We start from the raw sequence: 13,895 nt of genomic DNA, 5'->3' as shown, positions 1-13,895 counted from the left end.
TACCGGTGCGCAAGGCGGGTAAACTGCCTTATACCATCAAACAAAAAAAGTACGACCTGGAATACGGTTCGGCAGTTATTGAAATGCATACCGATGCTTTTGAACCCGGCGATCATATATTATTGCACGATGATTTGCTGGCAACCGGCGGCACCATAACCGCGGCCAGCGATCTGATACATGAAATGGGCGGTATTGTATCCGGCTTTTCATTTGTGGTAGGTTTAGGTTTTTTAAAAGGCAGAGAGAAGATTATTCCAATTAGTGATAAGATAGTAGTGCTGGCAGAATATTAAAGGTGTAGTGTAGCGCTACACCTGCTACACTGGTAAAATAGTGTCACCATTTTAGTAAAATTATATACCTAATATATAAACTAAATTCTTGCCATGAAAATACAGAAGCTATTGGTTCTGTGCGCTTTGCTGCCTTTGGGTTTTGCGCACGCACAGTCGGCCGCGCAGTTTGATGCATTGTTGAGTAATGTAAAACGCTATGATAAAACCTATCCGCGCGAAAAAGTGCACCTGCATTTTGATAAACCTTACTATGCGCTGGGCGATACCGTTTGGTTCGAGGGGTATGTGGTAAATGCAGCCAATAACATCCCAAGCGACCGCAGCCGTATTTTGCATATAGAATTGATAAACAGTAAAGATTCTGTTTGTAAAGCGTTACAATTACCCATAAACGTTGGCTTTGCCGCCGGCGATATTACGTTGGTTGATAGTTTATTGCAGGCAGGTAATTACCGCATTAGGGCATATACCAACTGGATGCGCAATTTTGGGGCGGAGTATTTCTTTGAAAAAAAATTCAATGTGGTTAATCCATTTCCTGCAAAGGATAAAACAGCAACCATAAATAACCATACCATTAATACTAAACCTGTTACCGGCAATCTGCCGCCAGGCTATGATATTCAATTTTTCCCTGAAGGCGGTGAACTGGTAAACGGAATAAAATCGACCGTCGCATTTAAAGCGGTAGGTAGTAACGGGTACAGTATAAATATATCAGGCAAATTGATAGATGAGCAAAATAACATTGTGCTTGATTTTAAAACCAATCATGCAGGTATAGGTTCATTCAGCCTTACACCTGTAAAAGGTAAAAGTTATACGGCCATTATTCAATTGCCGGGCGGTACTACTACAAATGTTGCTTTACCCAAAGCTTTAGAAAGCGGGTATGTAATTACTACAGATATAAGTAATGCGGACAGCCTGACTGTTTCGCTACTGGCCAGCCCGGATTTAATGAATAAAGAAGAAATGGTACTAATGCCGCTGTCAAATGGTAACCCGCTATTCTTTTACAAAACTAACTTTCCGGATAAGCGTGTAAATATTACTGCACCCCGCAATAAATTGCCCGGCGGTATGCTGCAATTCACACTGTTTAACTCAAAGAATGAGCCTGTAGCCGAGCGGTTGGTGTTTAACAATTATCAAAAAATAAACCTTACCCTGCCAGAAGTAAAGCAGGTGTACCCAAAACGCGGTAAAACAGAACTTGCCGTACAAGCTACAGATGCGGCAGGTAATCCGCTAACAGGAAGTTTTTCATTAGCAGTAACTAATGCCGATGATATAGCCGAAGATGAGCAAATGGGTACAACAATTTTCAGTAATCTGTTGCTAACGTCAGATATTAAAGGCCATATAGAAACTCCGAATTATTATTTTACCAAACCATCCGCAGAAAAAAATAAAGAACTGGATAACCTGCTATTAACGCAGGGTTACAGGCGGTTTACTTGGAAAGATATGGCTAACGGAACGCTGCCGGCAATTACTTATCAGGCTGAGGGTGATTTAACTGTTAGCGGAACAGTGACGAGGCTAAATGGTAACCCGGCGGTAAATATGCATGTTAACCTGTTGCCGGTACAATCAGGAGCGGGTAGTATACAAGATACGGTGACTGATAAACAAGGCCATTTTATATTTAGGTTACCTTATAATATGACCGCCAACAGGTTTATTGTACAGGCAAAAGAAAAAGGCTTGCAGGTATTTACCATTAAACTGGATAATTATAAGTCTGCAAATATCACCCCATTGGACAATCATCAATTTGCCGATACCATTATAAGTAATTATGCACAAGCTGCCGCCCGGGTATTTACAGCCGAAGGCAAGAACATCAACTTTAATAAAACAAGATATTTGAAAGAGGTGGTAGTTAAAGATTATCGCCCAAAAAACAAACTGGTTAATTCGCACTCAGATAATTTGAACGGCCCGGGCAATGCCGACTATGTTTTAACAGGTAAAGATGTAGAACGATGTGCTGACCTAACTTGTTTAACATCTATGCTGCCATTGGCGGCAAACAATCTTAGAACATTAAGAGGGGGGTTATTACTTGTTATTGACGGAAATGCTGTTGGCCCAGCTGATTTTGGTCCGAGATCATTGTTGGTATCGATGGTCGCACCATCGGATGTTGAAAGTATTGAATTTATGAAAGCAGGAAGCGCATATGCAAATATCTATGGTTTACGCGGTTCGGGCGGGGTGCTTCTGGTAACTACCAGGAAAGGCTCTGATCCATCCCGTATTGATACCACCACTGCAAAAAACAGGCGGCAATTTAACTTACCCGTTTATATGGCCCGTGAATTTTACTCGCCCAAATATGATAATCCTGAAAATATGCCCAAAGGAGTAGACCTGCGCACAACCGTGTACTGGAACCCCGAAATAATTACCGATAAAACAGGCAAGGCAAAAGTTGAATTTTATAACAATGATGTTGCCGGCAACTACCAGATAATTATAGAAGGTATAAGCGCCAAAGGTGTTTTAGGCAGGCAGGTGTTTAATTATAAGGTGGAGTAGTAGATACTGTTTAAATAAATAACCGGAGGTTAGTAAGAGCCATCGGCTCGATATATTTTGTAACAACGGATTTTAACCCGTTGAAAAAATACAGCCACCCAAATAATTAGTGCCGTAGGTACGTCCCATATTATATTGGCCGAACCGATGGTTCTTCAAATATTGTTTGTTCATTTCTCAACGGATTAAAATCCGTTGCTATAATATTGTCCGAGGCTCCGCCTCTGGGCGGGGCCGGTGAGTATAAAAAATATTTAATACTATGCATGCATAATAAAATAGGTTTAAATCAACTAAACCTACTATTTGAACCGTATACCAATTTGGTCCCTTTTTACAGGGGTTTGAGATAAAACTAATCTGTTATTTTTAGCGTTACTTTGCAGTAAATCAATTAAAAAACATGGATACTTTACTTGCAGATATACCTTCAGGATACAATTTTTCTATCAATGATAATCAGGCATTGGTGGGGCAGATGGCCAAAGATTTCGCCGAGAAAAATATACGCCCCTTTGTAATGGAGTGGGACGAAGCACAGACCTTCCCTGTCGAGCTGTTTAAAAAATTGGGCCAGCAAGGCATGATGGGTGTGTTGGTTCCCGAAGAGTACGGCGGCTCGGGTTTTAGCTATTTTGAATATGTTACGGTTATTGTAGAGATAGCTAAAGTATGCGGATCGATAGGTTTATCGGTTGCTGCGCATAACTCGCTTTGCACCGGGCATATATTGGCATTTGGTAACGAGGAGCAAAAACATAAATGGTTACCCAAACTGGCATCGGCCGAATGGATTGGCGCCTGGGGATTAACCGAAGCCAATACCGGGTCGGACGCTTTAGGCATGGAAACTACCGCAGTTTTAGATGGCGACCATTATATAGTAAACGGATCAAAGAACTGGATAACCCACGGTAAATCTGGCGATGTAGCTGTTGTTATGGTGCGCACCGGTAATAAAGGCGATTCGAAAGGTATATCAGCCTTGGTTATTGAAAAAGGAACAGCCGGCTTTACCCATGGCAAAAAAGAAAATAAATTGGGTATGCGCGCATCAGAAACCACCGAACTGGTATTTGATAATTGCCGTGTACCTAAAGAAAACTTATTAGGCATAGAAGGCCAGGGCTTTATGCAGGCTATGAAGGTATTGGATGGCGGGCGTATATCTATTGCCGCGTTATCATTAGGTATTGCTAAAGGCGCTTTTGAGGCCGCGGTTACTTATGCCAAGCAACGCCGCCAGTTTGGGCAGGCTATCGCTAATTTCCAGGGGATATCATTCAAGCTGGCCGATATGGCGACCGAAATAGAAGCTGCTGAACTATTAATTATGCAGGCTGCTGATCTGAAAAACCGGCATAAGCCGGTAACTAAACAATCGGCCATGGCGAAATATTTCGCATCAGAAGTTGCAGTAAAATGCGCTACCGAAGCGGTACAGATATTTGGTGGTTATGGCTATACCAAAGATTTTCCGGTAGAGAAATATTACCGCGATGCGAAGCTTTGTACTATTGGCGAGGGCACTTCCGAAATTCAGAAGATCGTTATCAGCCGGGAAATATTGAAGTAATCCAAAAGCGTGGGTGTCACTCATCAAACCATCGTTCTGAAAGTTAAATTCACCCTCGGTGCAATAACTTTTTTTGATTTAGGCAAACTATGCAGCCAGTTACTTTGCGTAGCACCCTTCATTACCAGCAGGCTGCCATTTTCCAGCATCAACGAAACAGGTTCTTTGCTTACGCGATGTTTTAACGCGAATTTCCGTTCGGCACCAAAACTTAATGAGGCAATGGATGTGTTTTTTCCTAATGATTTTTCATCGTCCCTGTGCCAGGCCATTCCTTCATCGCCAGTGTGATATAAATTAAGCAGGCAAGAGTTGTATTGTTCGCCGGTTAATTCTTCTACCAACGCTTTAAGTTCTAACAATTCTTTGGTCCAGCTTAAAGCTTGTTTTGTAGTGTTAGAGTAGGTGTAGCTGTACCCATCATTGCCATACCAGGCTACTTTGCGTTTGGTAATGATGTGCCTGCCAAAAATTACGGCTTCATCGTTTTTCCATTGTATAGTGTTAAGTAAAGCATTAAGATAATTATTGGCTTCGGCGGTTTCCATTACTTTGCCGTAATAGTTTACCACACCATCGTGTGGTAATAAATTGGTAGTATTATCTATTTTAAATAGTTCCATTTTTTAATTTCCATAGTTTGTATTGCGCGCGCATGCAATTTCCGCAGGGACGATAGCCTGCTGCCAATGCTTCCTGCTCATCGCAAAAAAATACCCGGTTTTCGGGTTTCATCCGTTTACCAGATCCGCAGGTTAACTTGCCATATATCTTTGCTTCTTTATAACCGGCCAGTTTAATTTCGCCTTTGGCGATAAGGGGTTGCAATGCGCGTAAACAGGCAAAGCTGCTGTCTCCTAAATCAGAATGATTAAGCATAACTAATTTTGTTTCACCAACTCTAAAATTGACTTATTATAAGTTATTGATAATCAATAATATAAAAGAAACTTATTCGTAAAAATACAGACGAATAAGTTGTTACATTTTGTTACATCACTTTTTCGCAATAAGCTTTTTTTCAATAAGTTAACTCTAAATCTTGTTTCACTTGTTACATTTTGTTTCACTATTTCGTGAAACAAAACAAGAGATTATACCCCCGCGAATGCTTTCGAAGCTTCCCACCCAATCATGGCGTTTTTACGCTGGCTCCCCCAATGATACTGCCCCGTCTCGCCGGTTGATTTGATTACCCTATGGCAAGGAATTAAAAACGCTACCGGGTTATCGCCAACTGCCGACCCCACTGCCCGGCTGGCATTAGGGTTTTGCAAATTACCCGCCAGGCCGCCGTAGGTAATTAAACCGCCCATAGGTACTTTTAATAATGTTTCCCAAACCTTTAGCTGGAAGGGCGTTCCTTTTAAATGAAGTTTAATATCGCTCAACTTACTCCAGTCCTGCGTGAAAATAAAGATGGCATTTTGCTGTATAGCATCCAGAAATTGGTTGTAGGTAGCATTTGGGAAGCATTTTTGCAATTCGGCAAAAGCTTCGGCTTCATCGTCATCTGCAAAAGCCATATAGCAAATTCCTTTTGTGGTAGATGCAACCAGCATGGTGCCAAACGGACTTTCGGCAAAGCTATAATTGATATGCAGTTGCTCGCCGCCGTTCTTGTATTCGCCGGGTGTCATGCCTTCTACTTTTATAAACAGGTCATGCAATCTACCGGTGCCAGACAGGCCGGTCTCGTAAGCGGTATCAAACAGCGATGCTTGTTTATCTTTTAAAATAGATTTGGCATGCTCAATGCTCAAGTACTGTAAGAATTGTTTTGGGGTTACACCTGCCCAATCCTTAAACATCCGCTGAAAGTGGAATGGACTTAGGCTTACATGCTGGGCCGCCTGCTCTAATGTGGGTTGTAGTTTATAGTTCAGCCTTAAATATTCTATTGCTTCGGCTATTCTTTTATAATCAATTTCGTTCTGCGTTTCCATAATTTTATCATTTAATGATACAAATGTACCGGCCTGCAAAACGCTGTGAAACCCGATTCTTGCGGAGTTGTATTATGCCAACAGTGTACAATTAATAGGTATGGTGAACCTAAAATCGCTCCCGCTACCTAATGTACTGCTAACATTTATTTTCCCTTTATGCTTGTTAATGATCTCTGAGCTTATGTATAAACCCAAACCTAAGCCCGAGAACTGATGACCCAGTGCATCAACCCTGTAATATCTGTCAAATAAATAGGGCAATTTTTCAGGATCGATGCCTATACCAAAATCACGAATGGATACGGTGGCATCCTGTCCGTTATTGGTAACGGTTATTTCAATTCTTTTTGATTGTGGCGAATATTTAATGGCGTTATTAAGCAGGTTTACCATAACCTGGTCTATGCACCGGGCATCTGCATAGATCATTAGCTCATTATCGCCTTGCAATATTAATTCATGGTCGCCGGGATGTATGTGTTCGCAGCTATCCCTAATTAATTCAACCAGGTCAAAACGGGTTACTTTTAAGGCCAGTTGGCCCTGCTGTATTTTAGTTACATTGAGCAGATCATCCAATAAACTAAGCAGCTTATTTAAATTATTGCTTGCCATGTTAACAAACATTGCAATTTTATCAGATGCCTTATCTGTCTTAACCAGTTTTTGCAATATTTGCATAGATGCGTTAAGCGATGTTATAGGTGTTTTTAGCTCGTGGCTGGCAACACTTATAAATTCATCTTTTCGCAGTTGCAATTTATACTCTTCGGTAACATCCTGCAATATGCCGCTAAATTGGTAAACGTTTCCCTCTTTATCAAACAACGCCCTGCCTGTAGCCTCAACAATGCGCTTGAAATCATCATTTGGATTTTTAATTGTATATATAATATTGAAATTACCGTCTGATCCTTTCGCCATCGCTTTTTGGACAGCATCGATAAGATTATCCCTGTCTTCATATGCAATCATATCAATAGCTCTTTCCAGGTCTATCTCTTCATTACCAGATAACCCGAACCAGTCTTTTAAACGCTCATTGCCTATAAATTTGTTGGTTTTGGGGTTGAGTTCCCAGGTACCCAGATCGGCAGCCTCAATGGCAAATTCCAGCTCTTTTTTAGCATCCTTTATACTATTGTATGATTTTATTTTATCAGTTGTTTCATTACCCATTACCAATACGCCGGCAGGCTTCCCGGTTTCATCAACTACCTTGCTGTAGCTAAATGTCCAGTAAACGTTTTCCAGTTTATTATTGCGGTAAATAGGGATTAATTGGTCCTCGCTCCAGGTTGACTCACCATCGGCCATAACCTGGTCTATCAAAGGTTTTATAATCGGCCATATCTCCGGCCAGCATTCTTCGCCCCGCTGCCCTAAAGCTGTTGGGTGCTTGCCATTGTTGCCTAAATTTGGCCGGTAAGCGTCATTATAAAACTGTATGAGTTCTGGTCCCCACCATAAAAACATAGGGAACCGCGAATTAAGCATTATACTTATAGTAGTTAGTAAACTTTGTGACCACCCTTCAGGATCGCCCAAAACATTTTCGCTCCAATCAAGCTCTCTGGTTAGCCGCCCCATTTCGCCGCCGCCTTGCAGGTAATGACTATATGATGTTTGGAGATAGTTATTTGTATTCATTTTGTATTAGTTAAACTTAAATAGTTAACTGTAAATAGAAATAGGCGGGTTAAATATAAATAGATTACACAAATTTGCAATTCGAAAAATCATGGGAGTGCTTGACTCTACTTATACGAATTATTTGGATTTTTATTATTTCGCCGTTCTGCTGATTTGAAAAATGAGAAGGATTAAGGTGTGGCTTTAGAGGAATCCGGAGCTGCTTTTATTCAAAACAAAAAACCTATTTGAAAATCAAAACATTGTGTGTACCTTTGCCTTCCCTGAAAGGAGGTATGTAGGAAATTATGATCATTATCAATATTAAAGAAGGCGAATCATTAGACAAGGCGTTAAAACGTTTTAAGAAGAAATTTGAAAAAACCGGAGTTCTACGCGAACTACGTAGTCGCCAGGCATTCGAGAAAAAATCTGTGACCCGTCGTCACGAGGTTAAACATGCCATCTACAAGCAGAACATGAACCTGGAAACTACTGTTTAATTCTGTAAAAAGAATTTTCAGTTTTTTTGACATCATATAAAAAACTATTTGTATATTCATTATTCGGATGTACAAGTAGTTTTTATGTTTTTAGAGCGGTTTATACAATATATTAAATTCGAAAAACGGTACTCTCCGCATACCGTAAGTGCCTACCGGTCAGACCTTGACCAGTTTATAGGTTTCCTAAATCATCCCGAAGAAACCGTAACCCACCCGAAAGACATTACCCATTACCAGATACGCAACTGGATGGTTGAGCTCATGAACCAGCAGCTTACCGCGCGTTCCATCAACCGTAAAATTGCTACGCTGCGCAAATACTTTAAATTTTTAGTGCAGGAGGGAGTGCTAACGGTTAACCCGGCATCAAAAATTAACACACCAAAGATTCCAAAACATTTACCGGTTGTAGTAGAGGATGCGCGCCTTACCCAAATGCTGGATAGCGACAATGTGTTTAGCGACGACTTTGCCGGCGTGCGCGATAAATTAATAATAGAAATGCTTTTTGGCACCGGCATGCGCCTTGCCGAATTAATAGGAATAAAGGAGAGCGATATCAATACTTACGAGGGTACGGTAAAGGTTTTAGGCAAGCGTAATAAAGAGCGTATAATACCCCTGAACCGCGAGCTGTGTTTATTGTTGTTGAAATACAGCGAGTTAAAGAAAAGTGAAAATTTTAATAACAATTCATTGGCATTGATCGTTACAGATAAAGGGGCAAATGCATATCCAAAACTAATTTATTTAATAGTGCATAAATACTTATCTAACATATCAACCCAAAATAAAAAGAGCCCCCACGTGTTGAGGCACACCTTTGCAACCAGCCTGCTAAACGCTGGTGCCGATTTAAATGCGATAAAAGAATTACTGGGCCATGCCAACCTTAGCGCTACCCAAATTTATACGCATAATTCCGTTTAACTATTAAAGTATATTTACTAACTAGCCCATCCTAAGGCATAAAAAGGAGGAATCATGAATATCACAGTGCAATCAATTCATTTTACTGCAGACAAGGGATTATTAGAATTTATACAGAAGAAAGCCGATAAGCTGGATACCTTTTATGATAACATTATAAACGGCGAAGTTTATTTAAAGCTGGAGAATGTAGAAGACGAAGCTAACAAGATAGCAGAGTTAAAACTGCAGTTACCGGGTAACCAGATTTTTGCGAAAGAACAATGTAAAACTTTTGAAGAGGCCACAGACCTTGCAATTGAGAGTTTACGCAAGCAAATAGGTAAGCACAAAAAGCGAAAAGAGATTGCCGCTCAAGAGGTTAAAAAAGCCGTATTGGCATCAACCGAAGAGGAGATTTAGCCCCCTCTAAATCTCCCCCGGTAGGGGAGACTTAACAGGGAGCTAAATCACAATATTTACTTTGATCGGCGGGCAAAAAACCCGTCGATTGTTATTTAAAGAGTTTTTGTTGTTTAAATAATATTATATTATTTGTAATAATGACAATGCTTACTGTAAATATCGAAACCGAAAAAGCCATTAAAGCCGTGCCGGATGCTTTCGGTTTCGATTATCATATAGCTCAACACCCCGATACTGCAAAAAAGCTTTTAAATAAATCAGAGCAATTGCTTTATAGTCGCTTAAAAAAAACGGCCTAAGAAATCAAACTGTATAAAGAGGGTAAGATCCAGCTTCAGGACGCAAGTGAGTTCTTAAACAAACTATAAGAAACACCTTTTCTCGCTGTAAATCAATCCCAAAATTCACCCAAAATCCCCCCTCAAAAAGTCATCATCTTTTTTTTGATAAAAAATTTTGTACAGCGTTAAAATTTTGTAAATTTGCAATCCCTTTCGGAGAGGTGTGTAACGCGCTTCTTGACTAAAGAGGGTGGTTCTTTAAAATAAAAAATAATAACCTTATAAATAGCCGGCGAATTTTTTGCGGTTAGTTCTTGAACGATCTGTATCATCAGCAGCATATATAGGTATATATTAAGCCTCCTTAGCTCAGCTGGTAGAGCGACTGACTTGTAATCAGTAGGTCATTGGTTCGATCCCGATAGGAGGCTCTGTTAATTTAAGATTTGAGAATTACGATTTACGATTGCTTGTCATTCGTAAATCTGAAATCAAAAATCGTAAATCAACAAAACGGGGGGATACCAGAGCGGTCAAATGGGGCGGACTGTAAATCCGCTGCTTCGGCTACGAAGGTTCGAATCCTTCTCCCCCCACAGGATAATGAGTGAGGGAATAATTGAGTGAATGAGTGAATGAAAGGTAGATATTGAAAAATGTTCACTCAATCATTCGCTAATTCACTCAATCACTCATTGAAATAAAAAGCGGAAGTAGCTCAGCTGGTAGAGCGATAGCCTTCCAAGCTATAGGTCGCGAGTTCGAACCTCGTCTTCCGCTCGGATGGTTCATTGGTTGATTAGTTCAAATGGTTCATTGGTAACCAGCTGCAAGGCACTAATGAACTAATGTACAAGTGAACCAATGAGCTAACAAATTAGCCGACGTAGCTCAGGGGTAGAGCACTTCCTTGGTAAGGAAGAGGTCATGGGTTCAAATCCCATTGTTGGCTCAACGTATAAAGCGTATATAATATAATAACAATTAAGAATATAAATTAACCTACAAACAATAATAAATCATGGCAAAAGAAAAGTTTGACCGCAGTAAACCGCATTTAAACATCGGTACAATCGGTCACGTTGACCACGGCAAAACAACCCTTACCGCAGCTATCACCAAAGTGTTGGCTGACGCGGGTTTTTCAGAAGCTCGTTCATTCGATTCAATCGACTCAGCTCCTGAAGAGAAAGAACGTGGTATCACTATTAACACAGCTCACGTTGAGTATTCAACTGCTAACCGTCACTATGCTCACGTTGACTGTCCGGGTCACGCTGATTATGTGAAAAACATGGTTACAGGTGCTGCTCAAATGGACGGTGCTATCATCGTTGTTGCTGCTACTGACGGCCCGATGCCTCAAACTCGCGAGCACATCCTTTTAGCCCGCCAGGTAGGTGTGCCTTCATTGGTTGTGTTTATGAATAAAGTTGACATGGTTGACGATCCGGAATTATTGGAACTTGTTGAAATGGAAATTCGTGAATTATTATCATTCTACGAATATCCGGGTGATGATATCCCTGTAATCCAGGGTTCGGCTCTTGGTGGTCTTAACGGCGATCCAAAATGGGTTGGAAAAATTATGGAATTGATGGACGCGGTTGATGCTAACATCCCTATTCCTCCACGTTTAACTGAGCTTCCATTCTTAATGCCTGTTGAAGACGTATTCTCGATCACTGGTCGTGGTACTGTTGCAACCGGCCGTATCGAGCGTGGTATAATTAACTCAGGCGAGCAGGTAGACATCTTAGGTATGGGTGCAGAGAACTTAAAATCAACCGTAACAGGTGTTGAGATGTTCCGCAAGATCCTTGACCGTGGCGAAGCTGGTGATAACGTAGGTTTATTGTTACGTGGTATTGAAAAAACTGATATCCGTCGTGGTATGGTTATTTGCAAACCAGGTTCAGTAACTCCGCACACTGATTTCAAAGCAGAAGTTTACGTATTATCAAAAGCAGAAGGTGGTCGTCACACACCATTCTTTAATAAATACCGTCCGCAATTCTATTTCCGTACAACAGACGTTACAGGTGAAATCACCTTAGCCGAAGGTGTAGAAATGGTTATGCCTGGTGATAACGTTACCATCACTGTAAAGTTGATCAACGCTATCGCGATGGAAAAAGGCTTACGTTTCGCTATCCGTGAAGGTGGCAGAACAGTAGGTGCCGGCCAGGTAACTGAAATTTTAAAATAATTTCACACCCTTTTTTAAGGGTAGTATAACGGTTAATTTTTTGTAAAGTACCCCGGCTTTTTGCCAGGGTACTTTATCAATATTATAAAGTTCCTTCGGGAACAATGGAACACACGGGAATAGTTCAACGGTAGAATAGAGGTCTCCAAAACCTTTGATCAGGGTTCGAATCCTTGTTCCCGTGCTTATAGCAAAATTAAGAATGGCTAACGTATCTGAATATATTAAAGAGTCTTACATAGAGTTGACCCAGAAAGTAACCTGGCCAACCTGGAGAGAATTGCAAAACAGCGCAGTTTTGGTATTAGTTGCAGCAATAATTATCGCTATGCTAATATTTGGTATGGACCAGATCATCGGTTACCTGCTTAATAAATTTTATAGTTCACTGGCTTAATACATATATAGATGAGTGATCAGTTAAAATGGTATGTGGTACGCGCCATAAGTGGTAAAGAAAAGAAGGTTAAACAATATGTAGATGCCGAAATTGCCCGTTTGGGTATTACTCATTTGGTACCGCAGGTATTGATACCTACTGAAAAATACTACCAAATGCGCGACGGGAAGAAAATAGCTAAAGAGCGTAATTACTTTCCGGGATATGTATTGATGGAAGCCGTTTTGGATGGTGAGTTGGAGCACATTATAAAAAATGTGAACAGTGTAATAGGTTTCCTTGGTGATAAACAAGGTAATGCTATCCCTTTGCGCCAGGCAGAAGTTAACCGTATTTTAGGTAAGGTTGATGAGATGAGCGCGCAGGGCGAAACCATGAACGTTCCATATTACGTAGGCGAAAATGTTAAAGTAATGGATGGCCCTTTCAACGGGTTTAGCGGTGTTATTGAAGAGGTTAACGAAGAGAAAAAGAAATTAAAAGTAATGGTAAAGATATTCGGCCGCCGTACGCCGCTCGAATTGAATTACATGCAGGTAGAAAAAGAATAATTATTATTTCGGATATCAGATTTTCGATTTCGAATTTATATAAACAAAGACATTGGGCGTTACAACCTGATAAACAAAATGTTACATAGCTTCCACTTTATAACATTGAATAATTAAATAATAAACAAAATGGCAAAAGAAGTCGGTGCAATGGTTAAGCTGCAAGTGAAGGGCGGTGCTGCAAATCCATCACCTCCAATAGGGCCTGCATTAGGTGCAAAAGGGGTGAACATAATGGAGTTTTGCAAACAGTTCAATGCACGTACCCAGGATAAACCTGGTAAAGTGTTACCTGTAGTTATAACTGTTTATGTTGACAAATCTTTCGATTTTATCATTAAGACTCCTCCTGTAGCTATCCAGTTAATGGAAGCAACAGGTTTAAAAGGTGGTTCGGCCGAGCCTAACCGTAAAAAAGTTGCCAGTGTAAACTGGGATCAGGTTGAGACTATAGCTAAAGATAAAATGACTGATTTAAATGCGTTTACAGTAGAATCAGCCATGAAAATGGTAGCAGGTACTGCCCGCAGTATGGGGATAACCGTATCAGGTACGGCACCCTGGAATTAATTAAATTTATACAAATCAGTTTAAGACAGTGGCTAGATTA

Annotated in this window: 14 protein-coding genes, 5 tRNA genes and 1 pseudogene; 16 read left to right on the top strand and 4 right to left on the bottom strand. The window is 40.6% G+C overall.

What is annotated here, in order from left to right:
• The 3 genes and pseudogenes from JWR23_RS00145 to JWR23_RS00135 form a co-directional block, all read left to right on the top strand.
• Positions 1-296: pseudogene (locus JWR23_RS00145) on the top strand (adenine phosphoribosyltransferase); the annotation flags it as partial.
• A gap of 93 nt (positions 297-389) precedes the next feature.
• On the top strand, positions 390-2,846 hold the full coding sequence (locus JWR23_RS00140) for a hypothetical protein (protein ID WP_299511397.1): 2,457 nt from the start codon (positions 390-392) through the stop codon (positions 2,844-2,846).
• A gap of 403 nt (positions 2,847-3,249) precedes the next feature.
• Positions 3,250-4,422, top strand: coding sequence for an acyl-CoA dehydrogenase family protein (locus JWR23_RS00135; protein ID WP_299511395.1), 1,173 nt, complete (start codon positions 3,250-3,252; stop codon positions 4,420-4,422).
• A 23-nt stretch (positions 4,423-4,445) separates the two neighbouring features.
• Here JWR23_RS00135 and JWR23_RS00130 read toward each other — a convergent pair whose 3' ends face one another.
• The 4 genes from JWR23_RS00130 to JWR23_RS00115 form a co-directional block, all read right to left on the bottom strand.
• Positions 4,446-5,045, bottom strand: coding sequence for an alpha-ketoglutarate-dependent dioxygenase AlkB (locus JWR23_RS00130; protein WP_299511393.1), 600 nt, complete (start codon positions 5,043-5,045; stop codon positions 4,446-4,448).
• The gene (locus tag JWR23_RS00125) at positions 5,032-5,301 is read right to left on the bottom strand and encodes an Ada metal-binding domain-containing protein (protein WP_299511391.1); all 270 of its coding nucleotides are present in this window, start codon (positions 5,299-5,301) and stop codon (positions 5,032-5,034) included. The genes JWR23_RS00130 and JWR23_RS00125 overlap by 14 nt, the downstream gene beginning before the upstream one ends.
• A gap of 215 nt (positions 5,302-5,516) precedes the next feature.
• Positions 5,517-6,368 carry a methylated-DNA--[protein]-cysteine S-methyltransferase gene (locus JWR23_RS00120; RefSeq protein WP_299511389.1) on the bottom strand — a complete coding sequence of 284 codons (852 nt, stop codon included), beginning with the start codon at positions 6,366-6,368 and terminating at the stop codon, positions 5,517-5,519.
• Between the two features lie 72 nt (positions 6,369-6,440).
• Positions 6,441-8,021 carry a cell wall metabolism sensor histidine kinase WalK gene (locus JWR23_RS00115; protein ID WP_299511388.1) on the bottom strand — a complete coding sequence of 527 codons (1,581 nt, stop codon included), beginning with the start codon at positions 8,019-8,021 and terminating at the stop codon, positions 6,441-6,443.
• A 290-nt stretch (positions 8,022-8,311) separates the two neighbouring features.
• On the opposite strand from JWR23_RS00115, the gene rpsU reads away from it, so the two are divergent.
• The 13 genes from rpsU to rplK all read left to right on the top strand — a co-directional run bounded on the left by rpsU (position 8,312) and on the right by rplK (position 13,855).
• Positions 8,312-8,506 (top strand): 30S ribosomal protein S21, encoded by a 195-nt coding sequence (gene rpsU / locus JWR23_RS00110; RefSeq protein ID WP_299511385.1) that lies wholly within the window; start codon positions 8,312-8,314, stop codon positions 8,504-8,506.
• Positions 8,507-8,554: 48 nt separating this feature from the next.
• On the top strand, positions 8,555-9,439 hold the full coding sequence (locus JWR23_RS00105) for a tyrosine-type recombinase/integrase (protein ID WP_367277498.1): 885 nt from the start codon (positions 8,555-8,557) through the stop codon (positions 9,437-9,439).
• 54 nt (positions 9,440-9,493) lie between these two features.
• The gene (gene raiA / locus JWR23_RS00100; RefSeq protein WP_299511384.1) at positions 9,494-9,841 is read left to right on the top strand and encodes a ribosome-associated translation inhibitor RaiA; all 348 of its coding nucleotides are present in this window, start codon (positions 9,494-9,496) and stop codon (positions 9,839-9,841) included.
• Positions 9,842-9,987: 146 nt separating this feature from the next.
• Entirely contained in the window at positions 9,988-10,143 is a 156-nt protein-coding gene (locus JWR23_RS00095) for a hypothetical protein (protein ID WP_299511382.1), read from the top strand.
• Positions 10,144-10,483: 340 nt separating this feature from the next.
• A tRNA-Thr gene (locus JWR23_RS00090) sits at positions 10,484-10,556 on the top strand.
• Positions 10,557-10,640: 84 nt separating this feature from the next.
• Positions 10,641-10,721: transfer RNA gene (locus tag JWR23_RS00085), tRNA-Tyr, on the top strand.
• A gap of 111 nt (positions 10,722-10,832) precedes the next feature.
• Positions 10,833-10,905: transfer RNA gene (locus JWR23_RS00080), tRNA-Gly, on the top strand.
• 100 nt (positions 10,906-11,005) lie between these two features.
• Positions 11,006-11,077 (top strand) — tRNA-Thr (locus JWR23_RS00075).
• 69 nt (positions 11,078-11,146) lie between these two features.
• Positions 11,147-12,334: an elongation factor Tu gene (tuf, locus tag JWR23_RS00070; protein ID WP_299511381.1), complete on the top strand. Its 1,188-nt coding sequence runs from the start codon at positions 11,147-11,149 to the stop codon at positions 12,332-12,334.
• A 113-nt stretch (positions 12,335-12,447) separates the two neighbouring features.
• Positions 12,448-12,518 (top strand) — tRNA-Trp (locus JWR23_RS00065).
• Between the two features lie 18 nt (positions 12,519-12,536).
• Positions 12,537-12,731, top strand: a complete 195-nt coding sequence (secE, locus tag JWR23_RS00060) for a preprotein translocase subunit SecE (protein ID WP_299496733.1) — start codon at positions 12,537-12,539, stop codon at positions 12,729-12,731.
• 11 nt (positions 12,732-12,742) lie between these two features.
• Positions 12,743-13,285, top strand: coding sequence for a transcription termination/antitermination protein NusG (gene nusG / locus JWR23_RS00055; protein WP_214071512.1), 543 nt, complete (start codon positions 12,743-12,745; stop codon positions 13,283-13,285).
• Between the two features lie 129 nt (positions 13,286-13,414).
• Positions 13,415-13,855, top strand: coding sequence for a 50S ribosomal protein L11 (gene rplK / locus JWR23_RS00050; protein WP_299511380.1), 441 nt, complete (start codon positions 13,415-13,417; stop codon positions 13,853-13,855).
• The last annotated feature ends 40 nt before the right edge of the window (positions 13,856-13,895 follow it).

This window comes from Mucilaginibacter sp., from assembly GCF_028288205.1.
Taxonomy (GTDB): domain Bacteria; phylum Bacteroidota; class Bacteroidia; order Sphingobacteriales; family Sphingobacteriaceae; genus Mucilaginibacter.
The sequence above is the reverse complement of the archived record's forward strand: the minus strand, read 5'-3'. Positions and strand labels throughout refer to the sequence as shown.